Annotated in this window: 6 protein-coding genes and 2 pseudogenes; 3 read left to right on the top strand and 5 right to left on the bottom strand. The window is 39.6% G+C overall.

Features of this window, described 5'->3' with window-relative positions; translation table 11 throughout:
* Positions 1 to 418 precede the first annotated feature (418 nt).
* A complete protein-coding gene (locus ACPF9A_RS17995) occupies positions 419 to 3,883 on the bottom strand; it encodes a PQQ-dependent sugar dehydrogenase (RefSeq protein ID WP_423999082.1) in 3,465 nt (1,154 codons plus the stop codon).
* A gap of 811 nt (positions 3,884 to 4,694) precedes the next feature.
* Between ACPF9A_RS17995 and ACPF9A_RS17990 the strand changes: the two are divergent.
* A pseudogene (locus ACPF9A_RS17990) lies at positions 4,695 to 5,573 on the top strand (IS982 family transposase).
* 52 nt (positions 5,574 to 5,625) lie between these two features.
* On the opposite strand, the pseudogene ACPF9A_RS17985 reads toward ACPF9A_RS17990, so the two are convergent.
* The 4 genes and pseudogenes from ACPF9A_RS17985 to ACPF9A_RS17970 form a co-directional block, all read right to left on the bottom strand.
* A pseudogene (locus ACPF9A_RS17985) lies at positions 5,626 to 6,555 on the bottom strand (IS30 family transposase).
* 322 nt (positions 6,556 to 6,877) lie between these two features.
* Entirely contained in the window at positions 6,878 to 8,617 is a 1,740-nt protein-coding gene (locus ACPF9A_RS17980; RefSeq protein WP_423999080.1) for an OmpA family protein, read from the bottom strand.
* A gap of 209 nt (positions 8,618 to 8,826) precedes the next feature.
* Positions 8,827 to 9,759: a PorP/SprF family type IX secretion system membrane protein gene (locus ACPF9A_RS17975; protein ID WP_423999078.1), complete on the bottom strand. Its 933-nt coding sequence runs from the start codon at positions 9,757 to 9,759 to the stop codon at positions 8,827 to 8,829.
* A 24-nt stretch (positions 9,760 to 9,783) separates the two neighbouring features.
* A complete protein-coding gene (locus ACPF9A_RS17970; protein WP_423999076.1) occupies positions 9,784 to 16,128 on the bottom strand; it encodes a gliding motility-associated C-terminal domain-containing protein in 6,345 nt (2,114 codons plus the stop codon).
* A gap of 1,747 nt (positions 16,129 to 17,875) precedes the next feature.
* On the opposite strand from ACPF9A_RS17970, the gene ACPF9A_RS17965 reads away from it, so the two are divergent.
* Entirely contained in the window at positions 17,876 to 18,457 is a 582-nt protein-coding gene (locus tag ACPF9A_RS17965) for an RNA polymerase sigma factor (protein WP_423999074.1), read from the top strand.
* Positions 18,454 to 19,203, top strand: coding sequence for a HEAT repeat domain-containing protein (locus tag ACPF9A_RS17960; protein WP_423999072.1), 750 nt, complete (start codon positions 18,454 to 18,456; stop codon positions 19,201 to 19,203). Before ACPF9A_RS17965 ends, ACPF9A_RS17960 begins: the two co-directional genes overlap by 4 nt.
* Positions 19,204 to 19,205: the final 2 nt, after the last annotated feature.

The raw sequence follows: 19,205 nt of genomic DNA, 5'->3' as shown, positions 1-19,205 counted from the left end.
TTTTTAGCCCTTATTTGACATAATGACAAATTATGATACAGATTGTACTATAAGTATTTTAGGTTCAATCCTTTAGCTGTAAGTCATAATTCTATTATGTAAAATATCCCTCGCATTTGTAGCTTTTAAGCGAATTACCAAAAGGGTCATCAACCTTTCTAATTTACGCTACCGGAAATTTTCTACAAAGAATAATATTATTCCAAACTTCTAAATTCATCAACCCTGACAACAAACCTTGCGTCTGTACTCATAATTTGTCATTATGTCAAATTGCCGCAACAGCTAAAAATTATCGCAGCCGCATCAACTCGCAGCTTTTAAATTGATACTTAATCAATTTAAAAATCTCATGAGATAATTTCTTAGCCCTTGTTAACCTCTCGTCATGTTTGTAACTGAAAACGACGCAAGTAATCTATTGAACTAACAACCTCTTATATTGTGCGGCTTGGTTGAAACGGTTCAACCCAACAACGTATATGCCACTAGATAAATTATTCGTTTCAAGTTCATAATTGTTTACTCCTTTCTTCATTAGAATGGATACATGTCGGACTAATTGACCATCAATACGTACCACTCTTATTTCTGCAGCACCCTCTTGTTCCGCAGAAAATTGAAGAATAACTGGTACCCCAGTTATTACAGGGTTTGGAAATAATGTTACCCCCTCTGAGGGTAAACTTTCTGAAAGAATGTTTAACCCATTTGCTATTAATGGCTGGTAGTCCATTTCTTCACCAAAAAAATTACCAGCTTCTTCGAATACCATGTAATTAATTGCTTCTGCATATGTATGGAGAAGCTCTATATCACCACATTTTTCTTCTTCAACTAAAATTTGAACGCTAGCACCACTTAAATTTTTATAACGCGCAGCAGCCGCATCGGGACCAAAATATGATCCGATATTTGAAATAAAAATAGGTTCGTTGTTCGAATAATCTTGTTCGAAATCTAAAGTTCTCCATACCTCATTGAATTGCGGAAGCGTTGTTGATACCTCAAACTTTTGTTGCTCTGAAAAAGCACCTGGTTCAATCGCTAACCAACTGATGCGTTCTGATATATGGCCTGACAAGTCCTTATCTTTTTCGTCTACAAGTACTTGCATTGTTGAAGTGCCCAACGTATTTGCATTCATACGCATGGCAACAGTTTCGTTTTCTCTTTCTGTTACCACTTGCGCAAAGGAAACTGGTGTTTCATCAAAGGTATATGGGAAATTTATTTCTGTAAAAACCTCATAACCAGCATCGGATTCTATGTTGCCAGCTTGTAACATTTTACCGTTTTTTAAACGGTAACTGCCTGCTTCTACTACTAAATAAGGTACTGTTTCCGTAACGTGCCATTCATCTAAACAAGACCATTCATCTAACCGAATATCAAAACCTGTACCTGTTACATTGTTTACCCTAACTGCTAGTTGATGTGCCCCATTGTAAGAAGCTCCTCCTGCAATTACAACTGGGTTCGTATACTGCTTATTAAGCACCACGGTACTATATTCATTATTAATGTTGACGGTACCGATTTCACCGATAACCGGTTCTTCGGCCAAGCCATAAACCCACGACATTAGTACCTTGATATATTCCTCATCTACCATCGTTTTTGCCAAAGGCGGCATCGCATCGGGCCCTACACTATTATCTCTGAGGTATAGTTCTGATTTAAGGTAATCTCCTGGAACAATAATTTTTTCGCTATGCGAACCTGCACTAGCGACCATTTGATCAATAAGGCCCTGCGCTTCCAGCGGTGTCGTAATTCTTGCATCGAACGCAGCATCTACGCCACCCGGCATATGACAGTAAGCGCAATTGGCATCTAAATAAGAACGCACCTTTAGCTCATCTGATGCAAAAGCATCATCTAAAGGTACATTTTTTATATACTCATCTGAATTGTCAAGTGCTGTGCTAAAAATATTTAAATGACTTAAGGTGTTCAATTGATTATCCGTTATACCCGTGCTTGGGTAGGTATAATCTCCATTCAACTGTTGCGTATTGATACCTAAACTTTGCCCTGCGTTCGCATTATGACAATTGACACATTCGCTAGAGCTTGGATAATGCCAGGTTTGCACATAATTTATGCCATTGATAGCAGTAATTTGAAAGTCTTCTTGGTCACCATTAAATAAAAGTTCAGCATCACTACCATCTGGTAGCCACTTATAGGTTACACCATAAGTGCTACCTTCTTCTCCGACAATCATAAATCTCGTTTCTAAAGGTCTAGTTTCGGATGGGTTATTTTCATCTAACGCAAGTTTAAAATGTTTTATAAACACGGTACCCTCAGGAAATTCCCAAGGATTTTCTGATTCAAAAGAGATTTGTTCTTCAACGCTATCGAATTCGCCATCGTTTGGTAAAACAATCCAACGTTCTTTAGCTGCACGGTCTGACCATAATGGGGTATTAACTGTATAGGGAATTAGCGTTTCGTTAGCGGTCAATGGCGTAAGTGAACTAAAAGCACCAACTTGAGAAAGTAATTGCGGAAATTCTTCAATATTTAAATCACTACGTTCCAATACAAAAATGTTGCCTGCTGTAGTAATACCCATGATATCGCCTAACGGACTTTCAAAAAGGGTGTAAGCAGCCGGTACATTTGGTAAATTGTCTACAGCAGTTTCGCCTGTTTCTTTGTTGTAACCAACCATCCACGCATTTTTCTTAGAAATATCAGCAAACATAACTTTGCCATAATACTCAGGCCATTTGGTTCCTCGATAAACAGATCCTAAATATGAATTTGAAGCTTGATCTCTTTCTGGGCTAAATATCGGTTCTGTTAGGATGCCAATAAATGGATCAGGCATAGGTTCTGTAGGTTCTCTACGATCCCATACTACTTCGCCGGTTGAACCTACTCTGTAGGGCCAACCGTAATTATGACCATTTTGTAAAAGGTTTACTTCTTCCCCATTCCATGGACCGACCTCACTTATCCAAACTTCTCCTGTTAATGGGTCTACTGCCAATTTCCATGGATTTCTTTGACCAATGGTAAAGTACTCTTCCATATTTACCCCTTCTGGTGAAACCCAAGGGTTGTCATTGGGTATGTAATAGCCATTTCCTGATGTTTCGCCTTCAAAGGTTTGAGGTAATTTTTTTACTGGTGGATGACTTTTTACCGGGTCTTGGTTTACGTCTATGCGCATAACGCCACCTACCAGATTACCTTCTAGATTCTGTACGTAATTTTCAATCATTGGAACAACATCGTCACTACCTCCTCCACTACCGTCACCAAATGGTATATAAAGAAAACCATCACCGCCAAAACCAAGTTCACCAACAGAATGATAAGAAATTCCTGGACCCAAAAGTTCAATCATTTTAAGCTCAGAATCTCTTTCCAGAAGATTGGTTTCTTCATTTACCGAATACCTGCTTACTTTTCGGGTATGCTCATTGGTAACAGAACTGATGTATACAAAATTTCGATTCGCAGAATTAGGATTTCCAAATTCAGGATGAAAGGCTAAACCTTTAAGTCCAATACGGCTACTGGAGGAAGTAAACCCGCCATCAGGTGCAATATTCCAAATTTTATCGGAAAGTAGATTGGTATCAAAATCATAAAAATTAATATTTCCGTTGGTTCTGACCAAAGCCATGCTATTGGTGTTTGGTACTCTCCGGGTAGAGATTATTCCATTTATTCCAGTAACATCATGGGTTGTCCATTCCAAATTTGAAGATAACTGACTTGGAAATGCATAATTCAAATAGGGGGTTACAGGAGCTACACTCGTAAGTCCGGGCTGATAGAATAATGGTGATGCTGCAATAGTAAGTAGAAGAAGTGCTGAAATTAAAAGTAAATTTTTAAATTTAGGGTTGTTTTTGGGCATCTTTTCTTGGTTTTAAAGTGGTAAATTTCCTCTTGAATACAGTACTTTACATGTAAAACTATTTGATTAGCTTGGCATACGAAAAACTTGAGTTTCAAATACGATTAAGAGTTAGAATATTTGGATGTATTACACATTACATCTAAACACGTTTCTGATTTTGCTGCGCTAGCCGTACTACCAGCGCATAGAAAAAATTTAAAAGTAACTCATTAGGGTATTTCGTGGTTGAATAAAATTTGAAGTTTAATACCATTCCACACACATTACACTCCCCTCCTACCGTCGGCTCGTATAATAAGTGTTCCATTACCTTTTGAGAGAAAGTTTTTAGAAAGAAAAAAATAAAAGAAGATTGAAGTAAATAACTTCGCTTTTACCAAAGCAAAGTTTCATAACGCAAGACATTATGGTACAAATGAAAATATGCGTCGCATACACCGTTTAAAAAAGTTTAATGACCCTGTTGTGAATTTTAATTGATTCTCAGAGCTTCAGGGATATTTTATATAATATAGAATTATAGCTTACAAACGTATAATCTCTTGTTTGGTTCAAATGTTATATTTTATACTAATTTTTTTATTTATAATAGACGAGATAATGAAAAATAATAGACAGCTATTTAAAACTGTGAAATATTTACAAATGTGACATTGGTGGCAGCAATTTTATAATTAATTATATTATCTGATTTTTGATATCATTATACGGTTTTTGTTAGTAAACCCGTTGTGCATTTTGATTTAAAGGGAAAAAATTGTTCATCTTACTGATAATCAGTAATTTTTTTAGCAATAAAACATTTATAATGAACAACTTAGATGTAAATTTCAAAAGAATTTTGGAAGTTTTAGGAGAAATATCAGAAGAGCGTCTTTTACCCTATCAGCGCTGTCAACCGAGGCTGATCTACCTTGAACTTGTCTGCTTGAGGCTGACGGCCGAGTTTATGGGTATAGATAGTGAAAACGACCTGTTCAGGAGGCTTCCCAAAATCCTATCCTCTAAAATAGAGCGAAGTGTTTACAATAGGCACAGAAGAAGGTCGGCGGACGATGTAGATGGAATTAGATTGAAACTGGCTTCTTACTTTAATGGATTCGAGAAATATTTCGTTGTCGACAGTATGCCGATGGAAGTTTGCAAACTTTCCAGGAGTTCGAGGTCTAGAATCTGTAAGGAGAACTTATGTGCCGTACCCGATAAAGGATACTGCGCCGCACAGAGTCCTCATTATTACGGCTATAAACTTCATGCGGTCTGTTCGGTGGAAGGTGTTTTTCAAGCTATCGACCTAAGTCCCGCTTCAGTCCACAAGATAAACTATCTAAAAGATATCAAGATGCAGATAAACGACTGTACCTTGATCGGGGACCGAGGGTATCTGTCGGCAAAAGTACAGCTAAACTTATTTGAAAGCTGAAACATCAAGCTGAACACCCCGATGAGAAATAACCAGAAGGCATATAAGAAACAAGCGTATGTCTTCAGGAAGAGAAGAAAGAGAATCGAGACCCTGTTCTCGCAACTTTAAAATCAGTTCATGATAAGGCGTAATTACGTAAAATCTTTTAATGGGTTCAAAACCAGAATACTGTCTAAAATAAAAGCACTAACAATCCTTCAGTATTTCAACAGGTTCATTTTCAATAGAAATATCAATAACATTAAAATCTGCATGATTTAAAATGCGCAACGGATTAATATATTTTTTTCATACTTTCTATTATAAGCTGAGATCAACCCATAAGTTCAACACACTTATTATTTAGGACTTCAATTGGTTATTGTAATTAAGTAATTTGATTCTTTTTGTTGTTACTTTTTTTAAGTCGGTTTTCTTTGGGAAGAATCTTCTAATGACACCAATTCTATTTTCAACTGTTCCTTTGTCCAGAGAGGTGTATGGACTTGCAAAGTAGGTTTTTACTTTCAAATTTTCGACTATTTTATGATGATGAGCGAACACTTTACCATTATCAAAAGTGATTGTTTTAATCCAGCATGAACTGAAGTTGGTGAGCCTCTTACTCATCTTTTCACAAACTTCTTCAGCGTTCTTACTCTTCAATTTTTCTATCATCGTTACCAGAATCATTCAATCTGTCATCACTAAAAGTGCTGATTTATGATTACTCCCCAACATAAGATCAACCTCTATGTCACCGATTTGTGAACGTGTTTCAACAACCTTGGGACGTTTGTCTATACCTATCCTACCCTTGATTGCTCCACGTCGATCTTTTATATTATTACATTTTTGTCTTCGCCCTGTTTGACGCAAATATTTGTAAAGACTCTTATAGTCTGAATGATCTCTGTGATTGCTATGCTTTGCCATCCAGATTTATTTATAGATGGACTCGTGGCTAGCGGCACGTTTCGGATTCCTTTGAGAGTCGCTTAGCGATTAGCTATGGACTCCATTTCTCATATACCATAAGACCTTTAATCCGAATCTTCATACATTCTGTTAGCAGGATATACTTTGCCTTGTTAGAGTGACGATGGTCAGTCTTGCGCTGCTCGTGTTTGCTGATGTAGCGCCCAGCTGTCTGACCACGCTTGGGTATGTTGCGTTTTAACTCTCTAGTTATAGTCCTCTTGTTAACACCGATATGATTAGCTATTGCTGTCTGCGACAATCCTACATCTTATCGGGATTGAATTTAGTACCTTTGCACAAGGCAAAACTGCTTGTATTTTTTCATCCAAGACGAATATAAATATTGAGCCTAAAACAGATTGGGCTAGCCCCATCTGTTTTAAATATTCGTGTTGAATTTAGATAATAAAGAGTTTAATGATCAATGAAATATAACCATAGAAGATTCGAATTTACTCCAAAATTATGATAATCTCCTAGGGTAGTAAATATACTAGATCATTTAGATAAATGAGAATTTCTAAAATAGCTAATACATTACTCAATCAAAAAAAAGGGAAGGAGCTATGCTCCTTCCCTTTTCAATATGTATTGGTCTATATTGGTTATTCTACCACAATAAACTCCGATCGTCTGTTAAGTTGATGGTTCTCTTTGCTACATGGTACATTGTTGCTACAGTTATTGGTAAGCTCCGTTTCGCCGTAACCTTCGTACGAGATTCTGTTGCTCGGTATACCCGCTGCTATCAAATATTCCGCAGTTGCCTTTGCCCTGTTAGCTGATAATCGCATGTTGTACGCATCGTTCGCCCTTGAATCCGTATGCGAGCGTACCTGTACGTTTACGTTCGGGTATTCGTTAAGGTATGCCAGTACCTTGTTGATACTGATCCTTGCATCTTCTCTGATGAAGTACTTGTCGAAATCGAAGTAGATCGGTTCTATGTTCAGGTATTTTGCAAGGTCGGTGCCTATCGGTGCCGATGGGTCTACCTGTGCCAGTACGATCTCTATGCCTATGGCGTCTTCAGCTTTGACGGTCATGAAGGTCTTGTTGCCTTCCTCGTAATCCGTCTTGGTGGCTACTACCTTATAACTACCTTCTGCGCAGTTGCCTTCCATTTCGAATGCTCCGTTTTCATTCGTACTTGAACTCGATACCACCTTGTTATCCTTGTCGTATACCGTTACCGATGCATCCGTTAACAGTGCATTGGTTTTTTGATCCTTTACGATTCCCATGATATTTGTATGACAGGTGAAGTCGAGCGGCGTCATTTCTACAAAACTGTAGATATCGTCATTGCCCTGTCCTCCTTTTCGGTTCGAGGCGAAAAAGCCTTTCTTGGTCTCTTCGTTTATAATATATGAGAAGTCGTCTTCCTCGCCGTTCAAGGGGCGTCCTACATTGTAGATCTCTCCCTTTTCATTGTTCAGGTCGGTCGCGAAGACATCAAGTCCCCCTAGTCCCGGATGCCCGTCCGATGAAAAATATAATTTATCGGATTCCGTTACGAACGGGAAGGTCTCCCTTGCCTCCGTATTGATTCGTTCTCCCAGGTTCAGTGGTGTACTGAAAGTACCGTCCTTGTTGATATCCACAACGTAGATATCCGATTCCCCTTTCGTTCCCGGCATATCCGAGGCAAAGTATAGTTTCGTCTCGTCGCTGTTCAGCGTTGGGTGTGCCACCGAGTAGCTGTCCCCGTTGAAAGGTAGTTCTTCGATATTTTTCCATTCGCCGTTTTCTTTGGTAGCCCTGTATATCTTTAGTCTACTGACTCCTTCCTCGTCCCTTTCGAACTTGCCTTCATCGGAATTGTTACGTGTAAAGTACATCGTACTTCCGTCCTTGGTAAATGCAGTCGAGGATTCATGGGTCTTCTTGTTCAATCTTTTACTGAGCTTGTCTACATTGGTAAAGTTACCTTGGTCGTCCTGTTCCGCTTTGTACAGGTTCAAGAAAGATCCGTTGTTCCATCTATGGATGTTCTTCGTTAACAGTCCGCTGTCCCTTGCCGTAGAAAACACCAGTCCTTCTTCATAGAAAGAGGGTGCAAAGTCCGATACCTTCGAGTTCAGCCCTATGTTCTTTAGTTCGTACCTGCCCGAACGTTCCTCGATCTGTTCCAGATAATCTTGGTTATCGCTATATAGTAATCCGCGTTGATCGTTAGATCTTGCCGCTTTGAACTTGTTCATCCAAGTGTCGGATTCCGTATAGTTTTCTAAAGATTTTAAGGTCTGTGCATAACGGTACATATACTCCGGGTCGATATCCGTTCCTTCCAATGCGAACAGTTTACCGTACCAGCTAGATGCCTCTTCATAGTTCGCGTTCAAATAGTTTGCGTTCCCTAGGTTCTTATAGATATCCTCCTCCGTATTTCCGTCCTTGACCAACTCTTCGTACGATTGTATCGCCGAGGCATAGGCGTAGTCCGTGAATTTTGTATCCGCTTTCTGTATCTTCTTGTCCTGTGCGTTTGACATCATAGCCATTACCGCCAAGCCACAAAAAATATATCCTGTTTTTTTCATGTCGTTTTTTATTAAAAGAATCTTGGGGTGATCACTCGTTTGTACTTGTTCAAAAATTCATATCTAAGCATGATCTCGAAAGACCCGTCGTTGAACCTGGTAGCTCCAAGATCGGTCGTTTCCTTATCATATGCCAGACCCAACATCAACTGGTCGTTCAGCTGGAAACCGAACAGGGCGCTGATCGCCGCGTCCCATCTATACGCAGCTCCCAAAGAGAACTTGTCGTTGAACAAAAAGTTCGCACTTAGGTCTAATTGTAACGGTGCGCCCTTTACAGCTTTTATAAGTGCCGCAGGCTTGAACTTTACGTTGTTATTCAGATCGAACACGTAGCCCGTGATCAAATAGAAGTTCATACGCTCCTGTGCGATCAAACTGGAACTGTTCGTATCCGAACTGTCGAAATGCTCGGTCTGTAAAAAGTTAGGTACCGATAGTCCCGCATAGAACTGGTCCGTATGGTAATAGATCCCTGCTCCGAAGTTCGGCGAGAACTTGTTGTCGATGTTCGGTAGGTTCGTCTCCGCCCCGTAGTTCCTCAGTTTCGTGAAGTCCACGTTGAACAGGTGTCCGCCGGCTTTTAGACCGAACGACAGCTTCCCCTCCTCCGAGGTCTTTACCGTATAACTGAACGCAGCATCTATATACGTATCCTGGTTGGTACCGTTACCGATCTCGTCGTTCACCACCGATAGTCCCAATCCTACATGTTCGGATACCGGTGTATGGAAGTTAAGTGTCTGCGTCGTAGGTGCGCCGTCAAGGCCCACCCACTGCGAACGGTGAAGGGCCGCTATGCTCAATACTCCCCGTGAACCTGCATACGCAGGGTTCACCGATATCGTATTGTACATGTACTGCGTGTACTGCGCGTCTTGCTGCGCATGGCCCATAAAGAGTCCCGCTACGGTAATTATAATGGTTAGAAAATATTTGTTCATCGTATCTTTTTTAAAGGGATTTTTTTATCTGTTGATGTATAGGTAACCCGACTTGTCCAAGTTATCTCCGTTGTTATTATACTTGATGATATAGAAATACACGCCTACAGGAAGTTCTGAGTCTTCACTAATCGTTGCCCTACCGTTAGATACACCTTGGAAGGTATTTGTAACATTGTCATAACCTGACATTTCGTAAACAACTATTCCCCATCGGTTATAGATCTGTACCGTATTGTTAGGGAATGACTCGATATTTTCTATTCTGAAAAAATCGTTCGTACCGTCACCGTCAGGTGTTATGACCTCATTGGAAACCGCTATGCCAGAGTCAACTACTTCTGCGTTACAACCGGCATCTAGACTTGGAACTCCGCCTATGGAATGACATGGATCTAATGGATCCGTGCCGTCCTCGACCTCTTGACCATCCGGTATAGTATCTCCATCGGTGTCCGCATTGTAAGAATCTGTTCCTATCGCATCCTCTTCAGATGTCGTCAGACCATCTCCATCACAATCACTATCTGGTAAAGCAGTTCCATCTACATGGTCACAATCATCTAAAGGATTTGTACCATCCAATACTTCCTGACCATCAAGAATACCATCCCCATCGGAATCAGGGTCATTCGGGTCTGTACCTAAAGATGCTTCTTCATCGGTTGTCAAACCATCGTTATCACAATCCGAAGTTCCTAATGGAGCTCCTCCACTTGAATCACAATCGTTCAATGGATCAGTGCCATCAGAAATTTCTTGACCGTTGGTTACGCCATCACCATCACAGTCCAGTGCGTTCCATACGGCAGTTGGTATTACATCTTGGTTGGCAGCGATTATACTACAACTATCTGTTGGGTCGGTATCATCGGTAATCTCCTGACCATTGGTTACACCATCACCATCACAGTCCAGTGCGTTCCATGCAGCAGTTGGTGTTGCATCTTGGTTGGCAGCAATTAAACTACACTCATCCGTTGGGTCAGTACCATCTGTTACTTCTTGACCGTTGGTTACTCCATCACCATCACAGTCCAGTGAGTTCCATGCAGCAGTTGGTGTGGCATCTTGGTTTGCAGTAACTAAGCTACACTCATCCGTTGGATCCGTACCATCGGTCACTTCTTGTCCGTTGGTTACCCCATCGCCATCACAATCGGCAGCGTTCCAAGCAGCATCTGGTGCTATTGTTGCATTTACCAGTACAAAGGAACAAGGGTCTTGTCCATCCGTACCATCGGTTGCTTCAACGTTATTAGGAACTCCATCACCGTCACAATCGCTTGTAGAGGTAACTGTTACCGATATGCTTGCCGTTAGATAGGAACAATCATCAAGAGGATCCGTACCATCAATCACTTCTTGTCCGTTGGTTACCCCATCGCCATCACAATCGGCAGCGTTCCAAGCAGCATCTGGTGCTATTGTTGCATTTACCAGTACAAAGGAACAAGGGTCTTGTCCATCCGTACCATCGGTTGCTTCAACGTTATTAGGAACTCCATCACCGTCACAATCGCTTGTAGAGGTAACTGTTACCGATATGCTTGCCGTTAGATAGGAACAATCATCAAGAGGATCCGTACCATCGGTCACTTCTTGTCCGTTGGTTACCCCATCGCCATCACAATCGGCAGCGTTCCAAGCAGCATCTGGTGCTATTGTTGCATTTACCAGTACAAAGGAACAAGGGTCTTGTCCATCCGTACCATCGGTTGCTTCAACGTTATTAGGAACTCCATCACCGTCACAATCGCTTGTAGAGGTAACTGTTACCGATATGCTTGCCGTTAGATAGGAACAATCATCAAGAGGATCCGTACCATCGGTCACTTCTTGTCCGTTGGTTACCCCATCGCCATCACAATCGGCAGCGTTCCAAGCAGCATCTGGTGCTACTGTTGCATTTGCCAGTACAAAGGAACATGGTTCTTGACCGTCCGTGCCGTCCGTTGCTTCTACATCATTCGGTACCCCATCACCATCACAATCACTTGTTGAGGTAACTATTTCCGATATGTTTGCTGTTACATAGGAACAATCATCTAAAGGGTCGGTGCCATCAGTCACTTCTTGTCCGTTGGTTACCCCATCGCCATCACAATCAGCAGCGTTCCAAGCAGCATCTGGAGCTACTGTTGCATTTGCCAGTACAAAGGAACAAGGGTCTTGTCCGTCCGTACCATCGGTTGCTTCAACGTTATTAGGAACTCCATCACCGTCACAATCGCTTGTAGAGGTAACTGTTACCGATATGCTTGCCGTTAGATAGGAACAATCATCAAGAGGATCCGTACCATCGGTCACTTCTTGTCCGTTGGTTACCCCATCGCCATCACAGTCGGCAGCGTTCCAAGCAGCATCTGGTGCTATTGTTGCATTTACCAGTACAAAGGAACAAGGGTCTTGTCCATCCGTACCATCGGTTGCTTCAACGTTATTAGGAACTCCATCACCGTCACAATCGCTTGTAGAGGTAACTGTTACCGATATGCTTGCCGTTAGATAGGAACAATCATCAAGAGGATCCGTACCATCAATCACTTCTTGTCCGTTGGTTACCCCATCGCCATCACAATCCAAGGCTAACCATGTAGCAGTTGGTGTGCTATCTTGGTTGGCAGCAACTAAGCTACACTCATCCGTTGGGTCGGTACCATTTATTATTTCTTGACCATTGGTTACGCCATCGCCATCACAATCCAAGGCTAACCATACAGCAGTTGGTGTGCTATCTTGGTTTGCAGCAACTAAGCTACACTCATCCGTTGGGTCGGTACCATCTATTATTTCTTGTTCGTACGTGACTCCATCGCCATCACAATCGGTAGTCGCTTGTGGTGTCCAATTTAAATCAGTACTTGGCTGACACGGATCTAAAGGAAAGGTGTCAAGTGCATCACAAATATTATCCCCATCTGTATCTACACATGATGGTATGGAAATCTCAAATGCTGCTGTTGCGCAAATAGTACCATTACAAACCTGATAATCAATAGAAACTGTTGAGTTATCTTCTGCTGCAGTTGCCGTATACGTTATTTCACCAGTTGCTTGGTTAATTGAAATCGTTCCCGTGGCAGTACCAGTTCCTAAATCAATTAAGATTATACCAGCACCTGGTATAAAATCATCATTGAATAAAACATTACCTGTTTTTGGTATTCCTACATCTGCTGTTGTAGCATCATTTTGTGCTACTGGCACTAGAGGATTAGGATCTCTACTATTCTCGTTACCATCACCATCGCAGTCTAAAGCATTCCATACAGCACTTGGTGTTGTATCTTGGTTTGTAACTAGTAAGCTACACTCATCATTTAAATCTGTACCATCGGTAATCTCCTGACCGTTGGTTACACCATCACCATCACAGTCCAGTGCATTCCATGCAGCAGTTGGTGTTGCATCTTGGTTGGCAGCGATTATACTACAACTATCTGTTGGGTCGGTACCATCTGTTATTTCTTGACCGTTGGTTACACCGTCACCATCACAGTCCAGTGCGTTCCATGCAGCAGTTGGTGTGGCATCTTGGTTGGCAGTAACTAAACTACACGCATCCGTTGGGTCAGTACCATCTGTTATTTCTTGACCGTTGGTTACTCCGTCACCATCACAATCCAGTATGTTCCATGCAGCAGTTGGTGTGGCATCTTGGTTGACAGCAACTAAACTACACTCATCCTTTGGGTCTGTACCATCTGTTATTTCTTGACCATTCGTTACTCCGTCACCATCACAGTCCAGTGCATTCCATGCAGCAGTTGGTGTTGCATCTTGGTTGGCAGTAACTAAACTACACGCATCCGTTGGGTCAGTACCATCTGTTATTTCTTGACCATTGGTTACACCGTCACCATCACAGTCCAGTGCGTTCCATGCAGTAGTTGGTGTTGCATCTTGGTTGGCAGCAACTAAACTACACTCATCAGTTGGGTCTGTACCATCTGTTATTTCTTGACCGTTGGTTACACCGTCACCATCACAGTCCAGTGTGTTCCATGCAGCACTTGGTGTGGCATCTTGGTTGGCAGCAACTAAACTACACTCATCAGTTGGGTCTGTACCATCTGTAATTTCTTGACCGTTGGTTACACCGTCACCATCACAGTCCAGTGCGTTCCATGCAGCAGTTGGTGCAACAGTAGCAGAAGCTAGTACAAAAGAACAAGGGTCTTGCCCATCAGTACCATCAGTTGCTTCAACGTTATTAGGAACTCCATCCCCATCACAGTCTGCTGTTGAGCTTACTGTTTCAGTAATACTTGCTGTTAGATAGGAACACTCATTTAAAGGGTCAGTACCATCAATAATTTCTTGTGTGTCCGTTACGCCATCTCCATCATCGTCTAAATTTTCAATGGTTACATTGACGAATGGGGAATCGGGCGTCTGGTTAAAGTCTGTTTGATCTTGCGAATTTGTAACGGTATTTGTTACATCAATTGAAGTAGTAGGGGCAGCAACATCATCTGCTACAGCTACTACTATAAGTTCCCTAAAGTCACCCGCATTCATAGTGCCAATTGTCCAATTGGGACTACTCCAACTCCCTGAACTTGGTGAAGCACTAATTAGAGATAAGCCTGAAGGCAAGACCTCATTAATCACTAAATTTGTAACAGGATTTACTCCAAGGCTTTGTACACTAATAGTAAATGTTACCGTTTCGCCTTCTGCTATTATAGATTTGTCTGCAGTTTTATTCAATACAACATCGGGGTTGCAATAGTACATATTTATAATATTGGAGTCGTAGAAACAACCGCCATCTGATACTTTAAGGAAAATATCTCCGATGGTTGTAGGTGTATAAGATTGGCCGGTTTCCCCAACCTGTAAAACACCACCTTGGTACCATTGGTAGGAATCAAAAATTTCTAATGAGGTTATTGTTTCTCCTAAACAACCTGCCCCTGAAATTTCTAAATCGACAGTGGGTACCGTGTCAAAACCTGAAAAATAACCTGCGAAACCTGCAGCTCCACTAAATCCAAAAAAACCTACAGCTATTGGACCCGAAGACTGCACCGAAACACTACCTGTTAAATTGGGAATAAAAAAGCTTTTCCAATCAGTTGTTCCTGTTACTGTTGAGGAGGCAGGCAAGCTTACAGCCCCATTATCATCGTTTACACTAATATTAGCATCAGGAGTTGTGCTCGAAGCTATTATGGTTATTCCTCCCTGATAGTCTGTTTTACCGTTAATAGTTTTTACATTAGGTATATTGTTCAAGGTATTTGGCAACAAACAATTTATTGGCGGTATAAAATTCAAGCCTCCAGTATTGGCTGCAATGTCGCCCGAAAGCGATTGGTAAGCATAAACTTCTTTGGAAGTAGATACCCACATATTAGCGCCTACTGAGGTACCTGAATAATTGCTTCCAGGTATTTCAAAAAATTCACCATTGTTGATTGTCGCTATTGGCGTAGTTGAAGCTCCAACATAGATATCAGTATTATTTTGTGTGCCTATTATTATTGGGAATTCAAGGTCATCTACTCCATTCCCCCTAATAAATACGTATTCTTTACCCAAAAATTCTTCCGAGACCGGTTGATCTAGTCCAGCATCTCGCCCGGCACCTACAAAGCCAGCATTCATAGATCCGTTACTTATTACAATATCTTGAGTAGCACTAATGGTAGCTCCCAACCAGCCGTCAATATTTGCAGGGGATTCATCTTTGTCCGCCTCGAGCACAAAGCTTTGACCTTTATTCAAAATAAAAGTTATTATATCTGAGGTAAGACCATCTACATCATCTTGCAACCTAAATTCGCAGGCTGGATTAAACCCTGTAATTGTCACGATAGTATTGTCTGCGGTAGCCATTATTCCGAGGGTTGCAGACTGGTCATCACTAGTTGCTCTTAAAGGCAGACCTCCCCATTTAAAAAGGGTTCCAAATGCTTTTGTTCCTTTAGAGGTTAGGGAAGCAGCCTGGCTTCCTGATCTGCCCCTATAATTTACATAGAACTCTTCTCCCCCAGCAGATTCAAAACGCAAACCGCTGTTAGAAAGTACAACCCCTGTATTTGTATTAGTCACCAAACTAATATTATTGTCCCCATCTGAAAGGGCATACTCAATATCGTTGGTATTTGATAAATTCGTTAAAGTTGCAATGGGTATAGTGTTTGTACCTTGATATACCATAACATCAAACGCAGCTATAGCTGGTTCAGGTGTAGATAAATAATAGGCCTGCTGTATAATTGACAAATTATTAGCATGTTGTTTTAATGGCGGCAGGTAATGCACATCACTTAATTGGGCAAAAGAACCTGCAACTGAAAAAAATAAAATTACAAAAGCTATAAAGTGTTTATTAATAGAAAAAGTCTTGTTCTTCATATGTATAATTTTGATATAACCTGTTGTACAAAAATACTCGGCTCAAATTTTAAAATGATTTTATTGGATGATATATCTTTGCTTTTTATTTAAAGAAAAGCATCTGTTTACTTGTAAGGAAACAAAATTTTAAGGCGGAAATCATATCGGGGATGGGTTAGTGCAAATATGCTGTTTCCGTTTCAATTTCTGCAGATAATGACTACAAAACATTTGTTATAACCACAAATTTAAATCAAGACTAAAAGCTAATATATTTTATGTTGTGAAATGATGATTGTTGTATGAGAAACGATCAATTTTATAGGTGAGATTATAGATTTTTTTACTTTTTATCGATGAAATCAACTATTGCAGTAGTTTCGAGAGTATGTTTTATATAGATAAAATGACCTAAAATGAAAATTATAGGCAAAAGGCAATGACAATAGGTCTTACTGGCTAAAACTACAAAAATTTAAAATCACCAAAATCTTTGTTAACAATTGTAAAAATTAGGCGCATGTGAAATTGATTAACCAGAAATTTCTACAGAAATAACATCCTCTATTTCGACTTTAGCATAGTAGTTTACTAATGTTAGGAATTACGACATGGCTTCCTGACCCAAACACTATTATGGAAGTTTGTTTTTTTGTTCGAAGACACTGTGCCCTAATTTGAGAATGAATACAATCCTTTATCGAATTCAAATAAGAGATATTTATTCTTTAAGTTCAACTATAGAATCGTATACTCTTTTGGATCAGACCTTAAACTTGGCATTGAAGAGTTCACAGACAAGCAGATCATCATAATCGGGCTATTAAGTTCTTGGTAAAGTGAACAACGCAACCGCATTGCAAAAATTCCCTTCTGACATATCTTTTGCAGTTGAACAATTGTAGGCGACAGCTAAGATGTAAACCTTACAGTCGCAATTGATGTATTTCTGTATATTCATGATTGTAGATTCTGTTCATTGAATTTACCTACTAACACCAATATTAATAGATATCATAAGGCGGTATTCAAGATTATCCGTTAATATCCTTTAGTTTCTTGAATCTTGTAATCATCGTTTCGAACCTTTGCGAGTCCTCAAATGAGCGCTTCGAATAGTCCTGGGCGAATTTGAACTATACCTGATGATTCACAAGAAAGGAACCTATCCTATCCAGCTCTTCAGGATTTCCAGAGAATTCTATCTTTGCCATTCCAGTGTCGGATTTAATTTACTAATATAGCCCAGGTATCTAGTGCAATTAACGGGTCGTTTGTTTATACTTTTTTAGTTCCGTAAAACGTGAATTTCCGGATCTATTAAATAGAACGACAAATGGAACTGAATAAAGATTTGTTTAAGGCGAATATCGATAGTGCCGTAAAACGACCGTTTTAAGGGACTGCTATTTCCTCAATCTAGCAGCTAGTGAACTCGTATATTCAATCTCGCCTTTATCTTTATTTTTCTAAACATTATGTAAAGATAATTTTATCGGTGATTAAAAAAACTCTGATTTTGTTGTAATTCATTTATTTGAATATTTTATAAATCTTTAACTTTCAGACCCTAATAATCAAAATTCTTAAAAACCAGAGCCTTATCCTAAAGTGGGATAATCTCCACTTAGTGCAAATATTAACACACCGCAACAAGGCTTACAAATACTTGGAAATTATTTAACTAGTAATATCTACAGTAGGTTTGTTTTAAATAGTCCCTTTAAAAAAAGTGAACCTACTGTAAGTTTGAAGAGTACATTTCGTGTTTAAAGATGTAACGATACATTTTCACTATGAAAATAAAGGCAGATTCACTTTTAAAAATACCAATGAATACTTTGAAAGTATGAGTATAAACATTTTTAAAAAGTTATCAGAAAATCTGACTGATTCTCTTTTCAGGTTTGCCTATTGGAGAATAGGCAATAAAGAAGACGCCGAAGATTTAGTTCAAGAAACATTCATTAGAATTTGGCAAAACAGGTTAAAGATTCACGAATATGATAGACTTGATTCTTTTGCATTTAAAGTTATTAGGAATCTTTGCATTGACTATTCAAGAAAAAAAAGAATTAAGACCATTCAACTATTACCTGAAATAAACTTAAACCAAGATTTATTGACACCGCTGCGTTTGATGGAGCTTAAAGAAGAGTTGCTAAATGTGAAACAGAAACTTAAAAAACTACCCGAACAACAACAAACGATTTTTTTTCTAAGAAATGTTGAAGGATATGAGGTAGATGAAATTGCAGATATAATGGGTTTAAGAAAAAACACCGTAGAAGTCAACTTGTCTCGTGCAAGACAAAAAGTTCATAAAAATTTTAAAAGAGAGGAATGAAAACATCAGAGCATATTAAAGAATTATTGGACAGATACTATTCTGGAAAGTCTTCTTTATCGGAAGAAATGGAGCTAACTGAATTTTTTGCAATAAATCAAGACTTAGGTGAATTAGAGCCACACAGATGTGAATTTCTTTATAGCGATAGTTTACATGAGATCAAACTTAATGAATCCTTGAAAAACAAGATTTCGAATACTTTCATGAAACGTAAATCAAGATTGTTATTAAATAAAAAGTGGATGGGAATAGCAGCATCTGTTCTATTTGCTTTCATAGGTTTTGGCGTCGGAAAATTTTCAAACCAACCTATAGAAAATGAAATGCAATTAACGGAGTTAAGAACTGAAATAAATTCTTTAAAGACGATGATGATGGTAACGCTGATGAATCAGCCAAAAGCAAGCGATCGTTTAAAAGGGATACGGATAGCCGCGCAATTATATCCAGAAAATATGGATGAAACCATCACGGTTTTAACCAAAACAATAAGCGAAGATGAAAATACCAATGTTAGAATTGCATCGGTAAATGCTCTATACGATTTCCAGGAGCCTTTAAAAACCAAAGAAATACTAATTCGTCTGCTCACAACTCAAGATTCCCCTATGGTCCAAATGGAATTATTAAGGGTCATTCAAAATTTAAAATTACAAATTACAGAGGAGGACATTATAAAAATCTTTAATAACACCAAGATTGATTCCGAGGTTAGAAATTCAATTAAAAACTTAACTATTTAAGT

Origin of the sequence: Maribacter sp. IgM3_T14_3 (genome assembly GCF_049603095.1) — a bacterium.
GTDB lineage: Bacteria > Bacteroidota > Bacteroidia > Flavobacteriales > Flavobacteriaceae > Maribacter.
Note: the sequence above shows the minus strand (reverse complement) of the source record. Positions and strands in the feature narration are given on the sequence as shown.